General features: G+C 31.8%; 21 protein-coding genes. 14 read left to right on the top strand and 7 right to left on the bottom strand.

Annotation, left to right across the window (positions count from 1 at the left end):
• Window positions 1-117 precede the first annotated feature (117 nt).
• Window positions 118-741, bottom strand: a complete 624-nt coding sequence (locus tag MKX66_RS08015) for a TetR/AcrR family transcriptional regulator (protein ID WP_002085667.1) — start codon at window positions 739-741, stop codon at window positions 118-120.
• A gap of 123 nt (window positions 742-864) precedes the next feature.
• On the opposite strand from MKX66_RS08015, the gene MKX66_RS08010 reads away from it, so the two are divergent.
• Complete coding sequence (locus MKX66_RS08010) at window positions 865-3,096, top strand: MMPL family transporter (RefSeq protein WP_341085894.1); 2,232 nt, start codon at window positions 865-867, stop codon at window positions 3,094-3,096.
• Window positions 3,097-3,144: 48 nt separating this feature from the next.
• Here MKX66_RS08010 and MKX66_RS08005 read toward each other — a convergent pair whose 3' ends face one another.
• Window positions 3,145-3,327, bottom strand: coding sequence for a DUF4021 domain-containing protein (locus MKX66_RS08005; protein WP_002141724.1), 183 nt, complete (start codon window positions 3,325-3,327; stop codon window positions 3,145-3,147).
• 201 nt (window positions 3,328-3,528) lie between these two features.
• Between MKX66_RS08005 and catA the strand changes: the two genes are divergently transcribed.
• From catA to MKX66_RS07985, 4 genes are all read left to right on the top strand, one after another.
• Complete coding sequence (gene catA / locus MKX66_RS08000) at window positions 3,529-4,179, top strand: type A chloramphenicol O-acetyltransferase (protein WP_341085893.1); 651 nt, start codon at window positions 3,529-3,531, stop codon at window positions 4,177-4,179.
• 224 nt (window positions 4,180-4,403) lie between these two features.
• Window positions 4,404-4,928 (top strand): GNAT family N-acetyltransferase, encoded by a 525-nt coding sequence (locus MKX66_RS07995; protein WP_002141727.1) that lies wholly within the window; start codon window positions 4,404-4,406, stop codon window positions 4,926-4,928.
• A gap of 37 nt (window positions 4,929-4,965) precedes the next feature.
• Window positions 4,966-5,910, top strand: coding sequence for a GNAT family N-acetyltransferase (locus MKX66_RS07990; protein ID WP_341085892.1), 945 nt, complete (start codon window positions 4,966-4,968; stop codon window positions 5,908-5,910).
• A 186-nt stretch (window positions 5,911-6,096) separates the two neighbouring features.
• Entirely contained in the window at window positions 6,097-6,609 is a 513-nt protein-coding gene (locus tag MKX66_RS07985) for a GNAT family N-acetyltransferase (protein ID WP_002141729.1), read from the top strand.
• 226 nt (window positions 6,610-6,835) lie between these two features.
• On the opposite strand, the gene MKX66_RS07980 is transcribed toward MKX66_RS07985, so the two are convergent.
• Complete coding sequence (locus tag MKX66_RS07980) at window positions 6,836-7,726, bottom strand: DMT family transporter (protein WP_002141731.1); 891 nt, start codon at window positions 7,724-7,726, stop codon at window positions 6,836-6,838.
• 114 nt (window positions 7,727-7,840) lie between these two features.
• Here MKX66_RS07980 and MKX66_RS07975 point away from each other — a divergent pair, with 114 nt between their 5' ends.
• The 5 genes from MKX66_RS07975 (at window position 7,841) to MKX66_RS07955 (ending at window position 12,590) form a co-directional block, all read left to right on the top strand.
• Window positions 7,841-8,458 (top strand): helix-turn-helix domain-containing protein, encoded by a 618-nt coding sequence (locus tag MKX66_RS07975; RefSeq protein WP_002031957.1) that lies wholly within the window; start codon window positions 7,841-7,843, stop codon window positions 8,456-8,458.
• Between the two features lie 486 nt (window positions 8,459-8,944).
• Window positions 8,945-9,895 (top strand): hypothetical protein, encoded by a 951-nt coding sequence (locus MKX66_RS07970; protein WP_341085890.1) that lies wholly within the window; start codon window positions 8,945-8,947, stop codon window positions 9,893-9,895.
• A 241-nt stretch (window positions 9,896-10,136) separates the two neighbouring features.
• A complete protein-coding gene (locus MKX66_RS07965) occupies window positions 10,137-10,286 on the top strand; it encodes an aspartyl-phosphate phosphatase Spo0E family protein (protein ID WP_002012842.1) in 150 nt (49 codons plus the stop codon).
• Between the two features lie 114 nt (window positions 10,287-10,400).
• Entirely contained in the window at window positions 10,401-11,129 is a 729-nt protein-coding gene (locus tag MKX66_RS07960) for an alpha/beta fold hydrolase (RefSeq protein WP_328068370.1), read from the top strand.
• Between the two features lie 60 nt (window positions 11,130-11,189).
• Window positions 11,190-12,590, top strand: a complete 1,401-nt coding sequence (locus MKX66_RS07955) for a protoporphyrinogen oxidase (RefSeq protein WP_002031950.1) — start codon at window positions 11,190-11,192, stop codon at window positions 12,588-12,590.
• 65 nt (window positions 12,591-12,655) lie between these two features.
• On the opposite strand, the gene MKX66_RS07950 is transcribed toward MKX66_RS07955, so the two are convergent.
• A complete protein-coding gene (locus tag MKX66_RS07950) occupies window positions 12,656-13,204 on the bottom strand; it encodes a hypothetical protein (protein ID WP_326996782.1) in 549 nt (182 codons plus the stop codon).
• Between the two features lie 230 nt (window positions 13,205-13,434).
• Here MKX66_RS07950 and MKX66_RS07945 point away from each other — a divergent pair, with 230 nt between their 5' ends.
• Complete coding sequence (locus tag MKX66_RS07945; protein ID WP_002031946.1) at window positions 13,435-13,986, top strand: GNAT family N-acetyltransferase; 552 nt, start codon at window positions 13,435-13,437, stop codon at window positions 13,984-13,986.
• Between the two features lie 43 nt (window positions 13,987-14,029).
• Here MKX66_RS07945 and MKX66_RS07940 read toward each other — a convergent pair whose 3' ends face one another.
• Window positions 14,030-14,215, bottom strand: a complete 186-nt coding sequence (locus MKX66_RS07940) for a cold-shock protein (protein WP_000286202.1) — start codon at window positions 14,213-14,215, stop codon at window positions 14,030-14,032.
• 86 nt (window positions 14,216-14,301) lie between these two features.
• Window positions 14,302-14,505 (bottom strand): cold-shock protein CspD, encoded by a 204-nt coding sequence (gene cspD, locus MKX66_RS07935; protein ID WP_002012849.1) that lies wholly within the window; start codon window positions 14,503-14,505, stop codon window positions 14,302-14,304.
• A 382-nt stretch (window positions 14,506-14,887) separates the two neighbouring features.
• On the opposite strand from cspD, the gene MKX66_RS07930 reads away from it, so the two are divergent.
• The 3 genes from MKX66_RS07930 (at window position 14,888) to MKX66_RS07920 (ending at window position 17,305) form a co-directional block, all read left to right on the top strand.
• Entirely contained in the window at window positions 14,888-15,784 is an 897-nt protein-coding gene (locus MKX66_RS07930; RefSeq protein ID WP_033709068.1) for a CPBP family intramembrane glutamic endopeptidase, read from the top strand.
• 17 nt (window positions 15,785-15,801) lie between these two features.
• Complete coding sequence (locus tag MKX66_RS07925; RefSeq protein WP_061688797.1) at window positions 15,802-16,443, top strand: AAA family ATPase; 642 nt, start codon at window positions 15,802-15,804, stop codon at window positions 16,441-16,443.
• A 256-nt stretch (window positions 16,444-16,699) separates the two neighbouring features.
• Window positions 16,700-17,305, top strand: coding sequence for a PRK06770 family protein (locus MKX66_RS07920; protein ID WP_341085886.1), 606 nt, complete (start codon window positions 16,700-16,702; stop codon window positions 17,303-17,305).
• A 113-nt stretch (window positions 17,306-17,418) separates the two neighbouring features.
• Here the strand turns inward: MKX66_RS07920 and MKX66_RS07915 are convergent, their stop codons facing one another.
• Complete coding sequence (locus tag MKX66_RS07915; protein WP_341085884.1) at window positions 17,419-18,288, bottom strand: LysR family transcriptional regulator; 870 nt, start codon at window positions 18,286-18,288, stop codon at window positions 17,419-17,421.
• Between the last annotated feature and the right edge of the window lie 33 nt (window positions 18,289-18,321).

Genomic DNA, 18,321 nt, shown 5'->3' with positions numbered 1-18,321 from the left:
TTTTGTTAATCGGTGCTAAAGTATAATTTAATTGCTAGTATATAAATAAAACCCTTAAATTAATAAAGAGCATGTTTGAAGGAATTTCAAATATGCTCTTTATTAAATATAATCAATTTAATTTTGATGACTTAATCCATTCCAATAAAACGAAACGATTTCTTTTGCTAATTCATCTATATTTGCAAGAGTAGGATTGTGATTCTCATCTTTAAAATTCCCGATTGATAATAAAGCTACGAAAGCATGGGCAGCAAATTTAGGATTTCCTTTAGGAATTTCTCCAAGGAGAATTGCGTTATCTAGCGCTTTTTCCAACACTTCATACATGTTATCCTCGGCATTTTTTAATTCCTTTAATTGCTCTTCAGATAAAGAAAGTTTTGCATCTTTCATAAAATTATTCATATCAATATCCATCGTTGCGTGTAAGTATACTGTAGCAAAGTTCAATAATCTTTCTTCCAAAGTTTTATTCGTAGAGAGTATTTGATCCATATTTTCTCTTATGCGCACCATCATTTGAATCATAGTAGCGGTAAATAGATCAGCTTTTGTTGAATAGTAATAGTAGACAGTTGCTTTTGTAACTCCACATTCTTTCGCGACCTCATCCATTGAAACAACTTGATAATTTTGAGTGAGAAATAACCTAGTTGCAACTTCTAAAATGATTTCTTTTGTAGACTTTGTATTTTTATTTTGACGAGGCCTTCCGAGAGGACGTTGTTTTTGATCCAAATACATTCGCTCCTGACATTTATTATTGAGATAATTATAACATAATTTTTTAATCATTCTTGATTAATTAACCGACCAGTATATATAATTAATGTTGGAGGAAAAAAAGGAAGGTGGGGTTTTATGAAAAAGCACCCGTTACATATGTTAGGGAGGCTTGTAGCAGGGAAGAATACGCAATGGATAACTTTATCGGTATGGATTCTTATTACATTAGTACTTTCATTTACGTTACCACAAGTAAACAGTACGAAAGAACCGAATCCGAAAAATTTACCTGAAACAGCTATGTCACAGCAAGCTGAAGCACTTATGAAAAAAGAATTTCCTAATAATGCAGGAAACCCGTTGTTAGTTGTATGGCATCGGGATGGTGGATTAGAGTCAAAAGACTACAAATTAATACAGGACGTTTATAAAGAGTTAAAAACGGACCCTTTAAAAGAACAATCATTGTTACCACCATTTGATACAATTCCAGAGCAAGTATTATCAAAAAGTGCATCAAAAGATGGTACATCATTTGTCACACCAATATTTTTTAATAAATCTGCTGGAACGGATATATTAAAAGGTAATTTAGAAGAGTTACGAAAAATAGTGAATAGTAAAGTGGATGAAGATCCGTTCAAACAAAAAATTACCGACTCTGGTTTACATGTTCGATTATCTGGACCTGTGGGTATTCAAACGGATGCGGTAAGTTTATTTAGTCAAGCTGATGTGAAATTATTAGTTGCTACTGTACTACTAGTATTGGTTTTATTAATTTTACTGTACCGTTCACCAATTTTAGCAATTTTACCTTTACTCGTTGTTGGTTTTGCATACGGAATTATCAGTCCGACACTGGGCTTTTTAGCAGACAATGGATGGATTAAAGTAGATGCACAGGCTATATCGATTATGACTGTCTTACTGTTTGGAGCAGGAACGGACTATTGTTTATTTCTTATTTCAAGATATAAAGAGTACTTGCTAGAAGAAGAAAGTAAGTATAAAGCATTGCAACTTGCGATAAAAGCATCAGGTGGAGCAATTATAATGAGTGCACTTACTGTAGTATTAGGGTTAGGAACGTTATTACTTGCTCATTATGGAGCTTTTCATCGATTCGCAGTTCCATTTAGTGTGGCTGTTTTCATTATGGGAATCGCTGCTTTAACGATTCTTCCAGCATTATTATTAATTTTCGGTAGAGTTGCATTTTTCCCGTTCATACCGAGAACAGCTGAAATGAATGAAGAGTTTGCAAGAAAGAAAAAGAAAGTAGTAAAAGTAAAAAATACTAAAGGGTTCTTTAGTAAAAAACTTGGGGATATTGTTGTACGTAAACCGTGGACAATTATTATGCTAACCGTATTTTTATTAGGAGGCTTGGCTTCATTTGTACCGCGTATTCAATACACGTACGACTTATTAGAATCATTCCCGAAAGATATGCCATCACGCGAAGGATTTACATTAATTACGGATCATTTTTCAGCTGGAGAATTAGCGCCAGTAAAGATTGTAGTTGATTCAAAGGGAAAAGATTTACCTATTAAACAAGAAATAGAGAAATTATCTTTTGTTAATAAAGTGAAAGAGCCAATGAAGGGAAAAGAAAATAATCAATTGCAAATGTATGAAGTTTCTTTAGTGGAAAACCCATACTCAATTGAAGCATTAGATCAAATCCCTAAATTGAAAAATAGTGTAGAAAAGGTATTAAAAGATGAAGGAATTAGTCAAGCTGAGAATCATTTATGGATTGGCGGAGAAACAGCTTCCTTATATGATACAAAGCAAATTACTGAACGGGATGAAGCGGTTATTATTCCGGTTATGATTAGTATCATCGCTTTACTTTTACTCGTGTATTTACGTTCAATCGTTGCGATGATTTACTTAATTGTAACTGTCGTTTTATCTTTCTTCTCTGCATTAGGAGCAGGCTGGATTTTACTGCATTTCGGTATGGGAGCTCCCGCGATACAAGGTGCGATACCGTTATATGCATTCGTATTTTTAGTTGCCTTAGGGGAAGATTATAATATCTTTATGGTTTCTGAAATATGGAAAAACAGAAAGAAACAAAATCATCTAGATGCAGTGAAAAATGGTGTTATACAAACAGGTAGTGTAATTACATCCGCAGGTTTAATTTTAGCAGGGACTTTTGCAGTGTTAGGCACACTTCCAATTCAAGTTCTTGTCCAATTTGGTATTGTAACTGCAATTGGTGTATTACTAGATACATTTATTGTAAGACCACTGCTTGTACCTGCGATTACAGTCGTTTTAGGACGCTTCGCTTTTTGGCCAGGGAAACTTTCTAAAAAGAGAGAAGAAGTAAAAAAAATGGATATATAATAGAGAAGAGCCAAGGATATTTTCCTTGGCTCTTTTCTATGTAGTTCATTAATTTTTTGAAGTCAAATCATCAGTTACAACGTGATCAGCATCTTCAATGGTTGTTTCGGGCATTCCATATGAGCCATTCATTGCTTGTTCTTCGATATTAAGATTTGCAGTATTATTATTTTGAATAGATGTAGTATTTTCGATAACATTTTCTTTTTTATTTACATTTTTGTCATTCATGTTTGAATCCTCCAAACGTCATTTGATTTATTAATAGTATGTGGATGGATTTCCAGAAATATGTGAACGAATTTCTGCAGATGTTATATAGTTAAATAAAAAGCTTAGTATTAAATTTAAACTGTAAGGAGTGAACAAGTGTGGTGAAAACAAGAAAGTTAGCCTTCTAAAATAAAAATAAAATTTTAGGAGGCTATTAAAATGAAGTTTCATGTAATTGACAGAGAAAATTGGAATAGAGAGCAGTATTTTGAACATTATTTAAAATTAAAGTGTTCGTTTAGTATGACAGCGAATGTTGATATTACGATGATGCTAGAGGAAATACATCAAAAGGAAATCAAATTTTATCCGACTTTTATTTATGTAATTTCTAGAGTGATAAATAAACATACAGAATTTCGAACATGTTTTAATGATGAAGGAGTTTTAGGGTATTGGGAGGAAATGATACCTAGTTATACAATCTTTCATAAAGATGATAAATCTTTTTCAAGTATATGGACGGGTTATTCTAGCGATTTCCACATTTTCTATAAAAACTATGAAGAGGATATGAGATGTTATGCTAATGTTCATGGTTTCTTCACGAAAGAAAATATTCCGCCAAATATTTTTCCGATTTCTGGTATACCTTGGACTAGTTTTACAGGATTTAATTTAAATATTAATAATGATGGTGATTCTTTATTACCAATTATTACTTGTGGGAAATATTTCAATGATGGAAGCAGGGTTATCCTACCTGTTTCATTGCAAGTACATCATGCGGTTTGTGATGGATATCATGCGAGTCGATTTATAGAGGATTTACAGGAGCTAGCTAATACTTGTAACGAGTGGCTTAAGTAATATCTAATTATTAATTATATAAAATTGAAAATGAATAAGCGTTAAAATAAAAAGAAGAGAACATATGTATATTACATGTTCTCTTCTTTTTATTCATTCATATTAAGTAACAGTGGAAAATATAGGTTGATTTGTAGTTTAATAGTAAAGAGAGTGATTAGTTTTAAATTTCTTTATTTTATAATTATTTAAGGGTTCAAATGTTTTAATAGGGGGAAGGTAAAGTGAAATTCATACGTATTGAAAAAGATGAAATCCTAATTAATAATATGGCAAAATTGTATTGTAAAGCATTTGAGAAAACAAATTTTACTGAAATGATTGAGAGAATGAAAAGACATATAGAATATGCAGATTTTAAAGGTATAGTAGCAATAAATGATGAAAATGAGGTAGTTGGTTTTACTTATGGTTATCGCTCATTAGAAGGGCAGTACTATAATCAATTAATGAGAGAAGCGTTAAATCTAGAACAAGCAGACGAATGGTTACAAGATTGTTTTGAATTTGTAGAGTTAGCAGTTCACCCACAATATCGAAATGAAGGTCTTGGAATGAAATTACATAATGAATTATTAGAAGGGATTTCAAATAGAACGAGTATTTTAACAACACAAATAAACAATGAAAAAGCGCGTTCTTTATATAAAAGATTGGATTGGGTGGATGTATTAGAGCCATTTCACCCAAGTAAAAGTGATGCCCCATATGTAATAATGGGAAAAATATTAAAGACAAAAGTAAATTAATAACTATATCGTTCACAAAAGTTATCGGTTTATAACAATGAAGGGGAAAACAAAAATGACAATAATATCTATAGAAAAAGCTACAATTTTAGATGCTGAAAAGTTAACAGAAATAATGAAAAGAACATTTGATGAAGAAGCAAAGCGATGGTTATACGGCCAAGGTGATGTAATTGATTATAACATTCAACCGCCAGGATATTCTTCAGTTGAAATGATGAAATATTCAATTGAAGAATTGGATACTTACAAAGTGATAATGGGTGAAAAAGTAATCGGGGGAATTATAGTTACGATCTCTGGTAAATCGTACGGAAGAATCGATCGTATTTTTGTAGAGCCTTTTCTTCAAGGAAAAGGAATTGGATCGCGGGTTATTAAGTTAATAGAAGAAAAATTTCCGAACATAAGGATTTGGGATCTTGAAACATCTAGTAGACAGATTAATAATCATCATTTTTATAAAAAAATGGGCTATGAAACAATTTTTGAAACGGAAGATGAGTATTGTTATGTGAAAAAAATAAAGATAGCTTTAAGCGAAGAAAACTTAGTTAAAAATAAAGATATGAAAAATGGTCAATACGAAAACTGTAATTTGGTTAATACAGAATATTATCAAGTAAATTTAAAAAATAGTGCATTTGTTGGTAGTAATATAATGCATATGAATATGAGTAATTGTAATATAAGTCAATCAACCTTTAGAAATATTAATTTTAGAAATTCCTCATATGCAGATTTAAATATTTCTGGCAGTAAATTTAATTTTGTGACTTTAGGTGGAGTTCAATTTAGAGATACAAGCCTTGGAGAGGATAAAGATCCTATTTCATTTGATAGATGTGATTTGGAAAGTACTACAATACGTAGTAGTAATCTGAAAAATATTGAAATAGAAAATTGTGATATTAACGGTATGAAAATAAATGGTATTTCAGTAGAAGAACTGCTTGAGTTGTATAATAGGGTGAAAAATTAAATAAAAAATCACTTAGCATATTCTAAGTGATTTTTTCATTTTGAACGAGAGGGAATATAAGAGATGATGTTCAAAAAGCGAATATTATATCGAAATAATTATATAAAAATAACACAAAGAAATAAGGGTTGGCAGGATTTTAATATGGGATATTAGAATATGAATATTTGAATGGAGGGGAAAAAGATGGAGATTAACGTTAGAGCAGTAGAAACACAAGATGCTAGAGCAATTCATCGTATATGCATACAAGATGATGTTTTACCTTATATGGTTTTCTTACCTAGTATGCGTGTAGATGCAATGGAGAATAGAATTCGAAATTTAGCACAGAATCAATTTGAATTTGTAGCAGAATATGATGGAGAAGTTGTTGGATTTGTCGGTTTAACCCAAAGTCCAGGCCGAAGATCTCACTCGGGTGATTTATTCATCGGAGTAGATAGTGAGTATCACAATAAAGGAATTGGAAAAGCACTTCTTACAAAAATGCTTGATTTAGCTGATAATTGGCTAATGTTAGAGCGAGTGGAGCTTGGTGTATTAGAAACGAATCCTAGAGCCAAAGTATTATATGAAAAATTTGGATTTATCGAAGAGGGTGTAAAGGTTGGGAATTTGAAGGCTCATGGGAAATTTGTTAACGAAATCATGATGAGTCGTTTTAGACCAAATGGTTTGATTGTACATAATAAATAGGTGTGTAAATTGAACAGAAATATCGATTTGTTTTGAAAAAAGTATGGCAAACTAATGTCATGCTTTTCTTGTTTATCCCGCTATTTGTGGGCAGTAAAACTCCCACCTCAAAATTTGGCTGGAGCAAAGAAGTTATGTGGGAGTCGGGCTGCCCGTAAACGCCCGATTGGTGAAGGCTAATAATCAGTGGGGGATGAATAAAATCCCCACTGATTAAAGTTTCACTTTATAAATTGTGATTCAATTGTTTCGGTTGTAATAAAAATATTGCTAATCCAATGAAAATAAGTAGAATTCCTAGTCCTTGCTGTAAAGAAATTGTTTCATCTAAAATGAAATAGGCTAAAATACAAGTTCCAATTGTCTCTCCTAAAATACTCATCGAGATAACAGTAGCGCTCATCCATTTTAATAACCAATTGAAAATTGTTTGTCCTAAAATCGTTGCAATGAATGCAAGACCTATAAAGGACCACCATGTTTGTGCAGTGTAATTGAAGAAAGATGACTGCTGTGTGTAAGCAAATATACCGAGAAAGAGTGAACTACTGCCATAACTAATTACCGAGTACGGTATTAGGGATAGGTCTTTACGAACATATTGACTGATGAAAAAGTAAGCTGTTATGACGCCAGCAGCAATAAAAGCTAAAATATCGCCGTATAAAGCCTCACCACTAATTTGAAAATCTTGCCACCCAATCACGATACTTCCTGAAATTGCAATAAGGCAGCCTATAATCGCACCTTTCGTAAACCGTTCCTTAAATAAAAAATAACCACCGACCATTGAAAATAAAGGTTGCAACGTTACGATAACTGTAGAACTTGCTATGGAAGTATACTGTAATGATTCAAACCATAGTACATAATGAGCTGCTAGAAATAATCCAGATAAGAGTCCAAATCCCCATTGCTTTTTTGATAATGAGCGAAGTTCGCTTCGATTGTTTGTATTAAATATTAGAAACGGTAAAAGAATTACCGTAGCAAACAATAATCGATAAAAAGCAGTGATTGCTGCAGGGGCATCGGCTATTTTTACGAAGATAGCTGAAGTAGATAAGGCGAACACGCCGAAAAATAAGATGAAATATGAAAGAATAGGTGATTTCAAAGTTTGTCCCTCCGATTGGTTGTTTATTATAATGAACTGTATATAATATAATGTACAAAAGTTAGTATATAAGCCTAAGATGAAATAAGGAAGGATTAATTGCCACTGTTTAGTATGTCAGCACAAAAGGGACAAAAGATGTATTATGATGGACGAAAGGAAGTTGTAACAATGATTCATTATCGGCTAGGTCAAACTGTTTTAAGTTATCGTAAGAAAAATAATATGACAATTCGTGAATTTGCTGATTATGCAGGAATCAGTACTTCACTTATTAGTCAAATTGAAAGAGGACATGCCAATCCTTCTTTAAATGTATTGGAATTAATAGCGAAAGCATTAAATGTACCGCTGTTTACTCTTTTTATTAATGATATTGATACAGACTCACTTATTTCTAAGAAGAAAGATCGGAAAAAAGTATATCGAGAAAATAATGATCATATTGTTTATGATGTGTTAACACCAGATTTTATGAAAGCTCGCATTGAAATGTTAATGATGGATTTAAACGGATATGCAAATACAACAGAAAGTCATTATTCCCACGAAGATAAGGAAGAAATTGCAGTTGTAATGAAAGGGGAAGTGTATGTGGAATTGGAAGGGAATGAATATTTTTTAGAAGAAGGAGATGTTGTGCGTATTCCACCGAACGTGAAACATAGATTTTTGAATAAGAGTGATGAAATGAATCACATCTTATTTGTATTAACACCTTCGTTAAGCTAAGGAAGTAGCTTAAGGATACATACTAAGTGGTAACATAATAGAAAGTATCAATTACATGAAGATTCGCGTGTATAATAAAACAACTATCTATAAATACATACACATTTGATTTTCACTTTGTATGTTTAAGAAGATGAGAGATTTGACAAAAAAATAAGATAGTTCCATGACTATCAAACCAAATAATTCAGATAAAAAAAGAGTGAAAATTTTTAAGGCTTTGGCAGGAGTAAAACGAGAGATTGTTCGTTATTTATTTCATAATCAAAACAAACACAATTGTGGAAGATTGAGACTGCATTAGGGATGAATAAGTATCATCTCAAAATATTATTAGAAGCAAATTTAATTCTTGTTGAGCGACAGGGGCAATTTTAATTTATAACTGTAAAGGAGGAAATTTTTCAAGAGTTTTCACCTGGCTTTTTGCCGACTTTGTAGATGCTAAAAAACCATTTTTATTAGGGTTTAGAGGGGATAAGAGAGATGGAAAATATAAGTGTATTAAAAGATGGGCTTTCAATTATATCTCAATGTAAAAAAGAAACAAATGATATTTGGCATGCACATTTCGGAGCAGCTGCCATTGCTAGTTATTTTTTTACGAAAAACAATAACATTGATGAAAAAACTGCCTGTAACATTTATTCTCAAGCGAAAATGATGCTCCATAAGCAAAGGTTAGGCGAAACAATTGATAATAAACAAGGTGTCGATTATCAAAGTGCTGAAGAAACGATAATTAAATCTTTGGAACAAACGATTGATGAACTCCATTGGGTTGGCCATAATGTAATTTACGCTTCTTTAAGTTTACTAGCCATTAAGGAGTTAAGTCATTGGGGGAGTGAGCAAGATATTAATAATATAGCAAACCTTATATTATCGTTTCAAAAAACAATTCCCGGTAGATCTTGGATTGGTTTTACAACTAAAGAAGTAAAGCAACTCATTATAAATAATGAGGAGATTCAAAGCGAAATTAAAAACCCGAAGCAATTATCTGATTTTATTTTAAGTGAATTATCTGAATTTAACGTTATATATAAGGCAGAATCACATCACGATTTAATTGGTCATATGCTTACCTTCTCACATGCGATTAATATATTATATGACTTAGGGCATATAGAATTATTTCAACGAGGAATAAAACCACTATTAAAGCTAGTTTATGTACTTAGAAAAAGTCGCAATTTAATGCCGAATGCCCAAATAATATTGAATTCTCCTGTAGATCGTTTACCTCTTACAAAAGCAAAAAAAGTTGATACACTTCCGCTAGATAATGCATTCTGGCTTAAAGACTACAGCGAATTTAATTGGGATTTTGGACACATATTTAAATTTTCAAATAGTTATTTTGATCACTTAACAAGGGTTCCAGAATATAAAGATAAAACATTTGAGAAATTCTGTTGTATTATTAATGAGTAAAAGTGTCTAACTTTAAATTAATAGTAAATGGTACACATTCATAAACTAACATATTTATAAAAAATGGTAGAAAATTATAATGACCTGTAATAATAGGCTTAGTTTAAGTCTCTTTTTTTGTTAGTAGTATATTGTTTTTTCAAATATGTAAGATTTTACATTAGCATGAGACTTTTACTTATTATGTAAGTAGGCTATACTAAAATACATATATTTTGAAATTGGAGCGAATAAAGACGACATGGAATTAGTGAAGTTAGAAAAAATAATTGAATTGAAAAAAGAAGAATTATTGAATCTAGTCTCAAATTATGGACTTCAACATGAAAAAGTAATAGCACTCAGCCAAGAAATTGACAAATTAATAAACTGGTTTATGTTTTTAAAATAGAAAGAACTATGACGTGAGTTGAATATGTTATAGTTCTTTTTTATTTGGTAATTTAGAAATATATTCGATATACTACCAATAAATAGAATGTTCAGTTTTAAAGGAGGGGGATAAATGATACTACATACGCATATTTCAGGTGAAGGGGAACCAATTGTGCTTTTACATTCTGGTGGTATGACAGGTTTAGTAGAGTTTGAAGAACAGGTAGAATTTTTTACAGAAAAACAATATAAAGTAATTCGTCCTGATTTGAGGGGACATGGAGAATCAGGAGGTACATTAGATAATTATTTTCTTTGCTCTGCTGATGATTTGAATGATACACTAGAACATTTGCAAATTAATCGTTGTCATATAGCGGGTGTTTCACTAGGGGGGATAGCCGCTTTATTATTTGCAAAAAAATATCCAGATAAAGTGAGGACATTAACTTTTTCAGGTATCTTTCCTATTGAGCGAGATAATTGGGAAGAGTCTCAGGAGTATGAAGTAAAGTGTCATCAACAGTTGATGGAAAATGAAGAAGTTGTAACTTATATGAATCAAATTCATGTAAAAAGTGATTGGAAAGGGTTGCTGAAATCGTGGCAAGTTAAGGAGTGGTACCCATTTCATGAAACAGGTGATGTAGCTAATCTTCAAGTACCTACACTGTGTATTGTTGGGGGAGATTCAGCAGATGAAGTTACAGCCGCTACAACGTTTAAACAATTAAACAACAATATACATATTGCTGTTATTCCGTTTGCAGGTCATTTAGTGCATAATGATCAGCCTAAAATATATTCATATATATTGTCTAATTTCTTACAGAATGCGCAAGCTGCTAGTCGACTATGATAATTTTTGGTTATAATAATAAAGGAATTATTAATTGTATCGGTTAGGGGCGCAGCAAATATGAAAACAGTCGTTGTCATCGGTGGAGGTATTACTGGACTTTCTACTATGTTTTATTTAGAAAAATTAAAGAAGGATTATAATATAGATTTAAATTTAATCCTTATTGAGAAAGAAGAGTATTTAGGTGGTAAAATCCACAGTGTGGAAGAAAATGATTTTATTATGGAATCTGGAGCAGATTCTATTGTAGCTCGTAATGAACATGTTTTGCCGCTTGTAAAAGATTTAAATTTAGAAAATGAAATGGTATATAACGAAACAGGTATTTCTTACATATACTCTGATAACATATTACATCCAATTCCTGCTGACACTATATTTGGGATTCCTATGAGTGTTGAATCATTATTTAGCAGTACGCTAGTCTCAAAAAAAGGGAAAATCGTTGCTTTAAAAGATTTTATTACGAAAAATAAGGAGTTTACAAAGGATACATCACTTGCTGTATTTTTAGAAAGCTTTTTAGGGAAAGAATTAGTGGAAAGACAAATTGCACCTGTGCTGTCAGGTGTATATTCTGGTAAATTGAATGAGCTTACAATGGCATCTACGTTACCATATTTACTTGAGTATAAAAATAAATATGGAAGTATTATTAAAGGTTTTGAAGAGAATAAAAAACAATTTCAGTCAGCAGGAAATAAAAAGTTTGTATCATTTAAAAGTGGACTATCTACGATTATTAATCGCTTAGAAGAAGTGCTGACGGAGACTGTCATTAATAAAGGTGCTGTAACAACAGTGATAAGTAAAAAAGGGGATCGGTATGAGGTTTCTTTTGCAAATCATGAGACAATACAAGCTGATTATGTCGTTTTAGCAGCTCCACATGATATCGCACAAACGTTATTACAGTCTAATGAGTTAAATGAGCATTTTAATAAATTTAAAAATTCATCGCTTATAAGTATTTACTTAGGTTTTGACATACTAGATGAACAACTACCGGCTGACGGCACAGGTTTTATCGTAACGGAAAACAGTGATTTACATTGTGATGCTTGCACATGGACAAGCAGGAAGTGGAAACATACATCTGGTAAACAAAAGCTATTAGTAAGAATGTTTTATAAGAGCACTAATCCAGTATATGAAACGATCAAAAGTTATAGTGAAGAAGAATTAGTACGAGTTGCTTTATATGATATTGAAAAGAGCCTCGGAATTAAAGGTGAACCGGAAGTAATTGAAGTTACAAATTGGAAAGATTTAATGCCGAAATATCATTTAGAACATAATCAAGCTGTTCAATCATTACAAGAAAAATTGGCCGTGCTTTATCCTAATGTATACTTAGCTGGTGCTTCATATTACGGTGTAGGAATTGGTGCTTGTATTGGAAACGGAAAGAATACTGCCAATGAAATAATTACGACATTGAATGAACAGTCAAAATAATAATATTGAATACATATGTAAATAAAATGTCCCTCCAACATAATGGAGGGACATTTTATTTGTAATTATTTAACATTAATTACAATCTTTTTATGATTGGCTTTATTCTCTTTAATAGTTAATGTTATTTTTCCAGATTCTTCAAAGGAATACGGTGAGAGCCGATAAAGTTCTTTAATACTATGTTTTTCTTTTAATTTATTTGTAGGAATTAATGTTATATTAGGCTTCCATGTTTCCTGTTTGCCTGAAGGGTAGTCTACTATTATTTCTGGATTATTTAATTGTATTGTTTCCCAAGAGACAAAATACAGTTCAACTTCTGCATCTTTTTTTAGTAATTCTTCTGAGAAATAACCAAACTCACCAACATTACCAAAAACAGTGAAATTTTGATTTTGCAATTTAATATCTAAATATCTAGGTTGATATGTTGCTGCGTGATACATTCCGTATGAAAGAGAGAGTGTGGCAGCGATTAATATACCAACTGAAAATATCTTAAAGCTATTTCCTTTAAAACTTGTCATCATAAATGAGTTTGGTGTGAATTTTTTTGCGAATAAAAAAATGAGTAAAATGAGCAAGAGGGATAAGCCAATGAAAATATACATAAAGTTTAAGTACCTCCGTAAGAAATATTTACTATTTTTCTATATTTTAACATGAGAAGGTATAAATTAGGGGTGGTTTTTAGAGGGGAATTAATAAATACAACGAAGTTATATATTATTAATAGGATAAACATCGCTAGAAATATTTGATTTGTGGGACATTAAGGACTTTCCTAATTATAAATACTTTTTCTGCTATAATAAATGAGTAGAGAGAAAGGAGTGATCCTATGGTATTTCCTATGTTAGAAACAGAACGCTTGCGCTTAGTTGAAATAGAACAATCTTATTGTCAAAAAATATATGAAATATTCTCATTAGATGAGGTAACGTGTTATTACGGTATGAATTCTTTTACTGAGTTTGGACAAGCTTCACGTATGATTGAATCTTTTTCAAAAAATTACTTTGAGAAAAAGGCAATGCGTTGGGGGATTGTATTAAAAGACACAAATAATTTAGTAGGAACAATTGGATTAAATAATTTACAACTTTGGAGTAAACGCTCAGAGATTGGATATGATTTGCATCCTCGTTATTGGGGGAATGGTTATGCTTCTGAAGCTGCTCGAGAAATTATTACTTATGGATTTCGAGATTTAGGTTTATTTAGAATTGGAGCTATTACATATCCTGAAAATATAACTTCGTGTAATATGTTATCTAAATTAGGTTTTCAACAAGAAGGGCTGTTACGTGGATACATTCATCAAGGAAATAAACAACACGATGCATTAATGTATTCTATTGTACGAACAGATGTAGAGGATATTCATTATTAATAAAAAAGCCCCTCTTATTTAAAATAAGAGGGGCTTGTAAAAATCAACCTATTTTAGGTAATAAACGTTCTCCGCTTTTCATACTACTTTTACATAAAGGGCATTTAGGCTCTTCTTCAAATGAAAAGTTCTTTCTCATCCATCCTAAACAATCCTCTGATTCACATTCCCAAACAGGGGTTTGTTCTGGTGGTACTTCTGCTACATCGTTCTTTCGATTGCGATACATGTAACCACTCCTTTTATGTAAAAATTTTTAGTTATATATTAAAAAGGTTGTTAACCGAGCTGGTAACAACCTTTTTATTGATTGAATTATAGCTTTACAACGTTTTTAGCTTGAGGTCCACGGTTACCGTCTTCAACTTCGAAGCTAACTTCTTGACCTTCGTCAAGAGATTTGAAGCCGTCGCCAGTGATAGCTGAGAAGTGAACGAATACGTCGCTACCGTCTGCAACTTCGATGAAACCGAAACCTTTTTCGCTGTTAAACCATTTTACTTTACCTGTTAATGTCATGGTAATGCCTCCTAAAATTTAAAAAGATTACAATATGATCGGCCTTATTCGATTGAAAATAAAAGTTCACATATTATCAAAAATCCATAAGGAGTACAAAAAATTCCTGATTGATACTTGATAATATGCAAAGAAAATATAGTGCTAAATTGACCTTAATTACTATCCTACAACAAATGGTGGGAAATAGCAAGTGCTGGTAATATCAGTGAATGAATTGGGTGATACTGGTAAAAGGCACGAAGACATCTCTTTTATTTATATATTATTCCTAATCTGAATTTATTCCAAACAGAAATCATTTATTTTAAAAAATATGTTTAAGGGAAACAATATATATTTTAAGAATACAGATGATTACAATAATAAGGAGGATAGAATATTGCTAAATAAACAATTTAAAATAATTGAAGCAGCAAAAGAAGGAAGAAGAAAAGTTCATCCTATTTTCGCTGTTATACTTGCAATTGTATTTTTAACTTTAGGTGAATTTTTCATGTTGTTTATGCTGTTTTTACCGAAAGCGGATACATCATTTGTAAAGGCAATTTATAATAATATTGAGATGATATTAACGTTTGGTGGGGCTATATTTTTTATTTTTTTATGGATTAGGTTTGTAGAGAAAAGGTCATTTTCATCCATTGGTTTTTGGAAAGTGCAATGGATGAGAAAGTATTTGAGAGGTGCGTTAATAGGATTTGTCTTCATTTCAATACCAGTAATTGTGCTTATATTAACAGGGATTGTAAAACTACAAATGCAACAAATTACGGCAACCGCCATATTTGGTATTGTAGGATCTTTAATTGCTTTTTTAATACAAGGTGCAACGGAAGAAATTATTGTACGAGGCTGGTTATTTCCAGTTATTTCTGTTAGAAGTCGTATATGGGTTGGGATTATAGTGACGTCCTTTTTATTTGGTTTTCTGCATTTACTTAATCCTGGTATTACAATCCTTTCAATATCGAATATAATATTAGTTGGTGTATTTGCAGCTTTTTACGTATTAAAGGACAGTAGTCTTTGGGGGATTTGTGCATGGCATTCCATTTGGAATTGGGCACAATATAATGTCTATGGTTTTGCAGTTAGTGGCATGACGATATATTCAACACCACTATTTAAACCTGTAACAAATGGCAATGAAGTCCTTCATGGAGGCTCATTTGGGATTGAAGGTAGTATTATTACAACAATAATGCTTTCTATCGCTTCAATTGTTTTATGGAGACAGTTATGGGGGAGAAGAGTGAAACAACGAGATTTTAGTTAAGGAAAGTGGGAGAAACTATGGGGATTATAGCGTTTGAGGGAGCGAGTGCTGTTGGTAAGAGTAGCACATGCCGTGAACTAGAAAACAATTATGGAGCATTCATTATACCTGAAGTGAATTTTTTATTTGAAAGACCAAAAAATGAACATAGAACATGGTATTTTGAAAAACAAGTAGAGCGCTGGAATATAGCAGTGCAGAAGTCGCAGCAATATGAATTAGTAATACTCGATGGGGATATATATCAGCCACTTAGTTATAATTGGTGTTTTCATTTTGATATATTTAATCAGCCGTTATCTTTAATAGAAAACTTTTATAAAGAAAAGATGATAAATAGAGAAATTGGTTTTCCAGATCAATATTTTTATTTATATACAAGTGATGAAGAGCTTAGAAAACGGAAAGAGTCTGATGGGACGAAAAAAAGAAGAAACTTTGAAAAACATTTACATATATCTAAAGCATTTCAGCGTTATTATGAAAATCTCAATACCGTCACAGACGGGTACTGTAAATTGATTGAAGCAAAAAGTATAAAGTCGAATGAATTAGAAATTGTGAAAAGTTTAAACAGCTTAAAAGTATGTGAAGAAAGACGTTTTGATGTTTCGAGGTTAGATGTTATTACGAAGTGGTTAAAAGAAAATCGTGCATAAAGTAAAAACAACGAGTGTTTTAGAAGGCGCTCGTTGTTTTTTTGTTTCCATATAAATATAAAGGGAAATTTTGTAGAATATCTTTATTTTTTAACAGAATAATCTTTCAATTTCACGAAAAAAGAAATACAATATAAGGAAATATATATAAATAATATGATAGGGGATGGGATGAACTATTTTGAATGAAGGAACTGTTTTATATAAGAAATAATGAGGTAGTAAGAACAGAGATATTTGGGAGGAAACAAGCAAGATGAAAACATTATTTAAAATCATAGGAATTATAGCTGGTATGGCGGTAATCGGGGTAGGTGTAACGTATGGTATGCTGTATTATCTGAATAATAGTAAACCAGCTGCGAAAAAGGCATCACCAGCCGCTCCGGCAGTAGAAGTGCTAGCTGATAGTAATGTAAAAGCTGAAGATGCAAAGCTTTTAGAAAATGGCAATCATTCATTACCGAATAGTGGTTTTAATAAAAATTTTAAGTGGACAGATGAGAACATACAGACAGCACTACATGAAATGGCACATCAAAAAACGAAAGCTGATCAAAAATGGGGCTATATTTTTATTACACAAGAACGTATTGAAAGTTTACTCGAAATTATAAATAGTAATGATGTTGCACAAAAAAGTACATATGTGGATATTTTAGAACGATGGAAACAAGGAAAATATGAAAAGGTTGATGTAGACCACAACAAGATTTGGAAATTACAAAGTGGGAATTTAGGAGAAGGGAAAGGAGTAATGTCAGGAAAGGAGCAAAAAGAATTAATTAATCAAGTTTTTATACAAAAAGGTACATATTCAGGTAGTAAATTAATTGCAGGTGAGGTACAAGCTAATAAATAATATACATATTGATTTTGAAACACCTGTATTGTTATGAACACAAATGTTTTAATAAAAATGAGTAATTGCTTTTTAGAGCAGTTACTCATTTTTGTTATTACTCGCTTACTTTTCTATTCTATTCTCTCTAATAATGTAAGAAACGATTGTAAAACTGGTGATATCCATCTAGATTTATGATAGATTACGTGGCTTTGAATGACTGCTGGAGTTTCGATGGGCTGAAAACAGAGTTGCTCTTTTTGACAACTTTCTTGTACAACGATGTAAGGGAGAATTGAAATTCCTAACTCACACATCACAGATTGTTTAATGACTTCAACATTGGAAGTTTCGAATGTTTTAGCGGGAATATTCCCGCTTTGACGTAAAAAACGATCTACCATTGGTCTATAGCCACAGCTTTGTTCTGTAAATATAAATTGAGTATCTTGTAATAAAAGGAGTGGATCAGTGTTTGAAGGGAAATGAGCAGGGAAAATCCATCCAAATGTTTCATTACATAAATTGCACGTAATAAAATCATTATGCTCTATACTTTCTCCAATTATGAAGATAACATCGGTTTCTCCTTCATGTAATTTTTTCAATGCTTGCTCATTGGTATTTGTCTCAAGTACGATATTTACTTTCGGATTTTCCTGTTTGTAAGTACGTAATAATTGTGGTAACCGATACACTGCCAATGATTCATTAGATGTAATAGCCAATGTTCCTTCTAAATGGTCACTGTTTTGAGGGATTTCTTGCGCTTTATCATAAATAGTAAGTAATTCTAATGCATACGGATGAAATTGATGACCTGCTTTTGTAAGAAGTATTTTTTTTCCTAATCGATCGAATAGGGGAATGTTTAAATCGTTCTCTAACGCTTTAATATGGGCTGTCACAGTAGATTGCGCATAACCTAATGCATGAGCAGCTTTAGAAAAGCTACCATATTTAACAATGGCACAAAATGTTTTAACATGTCTCATTTCCATAAATGATACCTCTTTTATTATCATGATTTGTGA

Origin of the sequence: Bacillus sp. FSL R9-9530 (assembly GCF_038008145.1) — a bacterium.
In the GTDB taxonomy this organism is placed as follows: domain Bacteria; phylum Bacillota; class Bacilli; order Bacillales; family Bacillaceae_G; genus Bacillus_A; species Bacillus_A mycoides.
The sequence above is the reverse complement of the archived record's forward strand: the minus strand, read 5'-3'. Positions and strand labels throughout refer to the sequence as shown.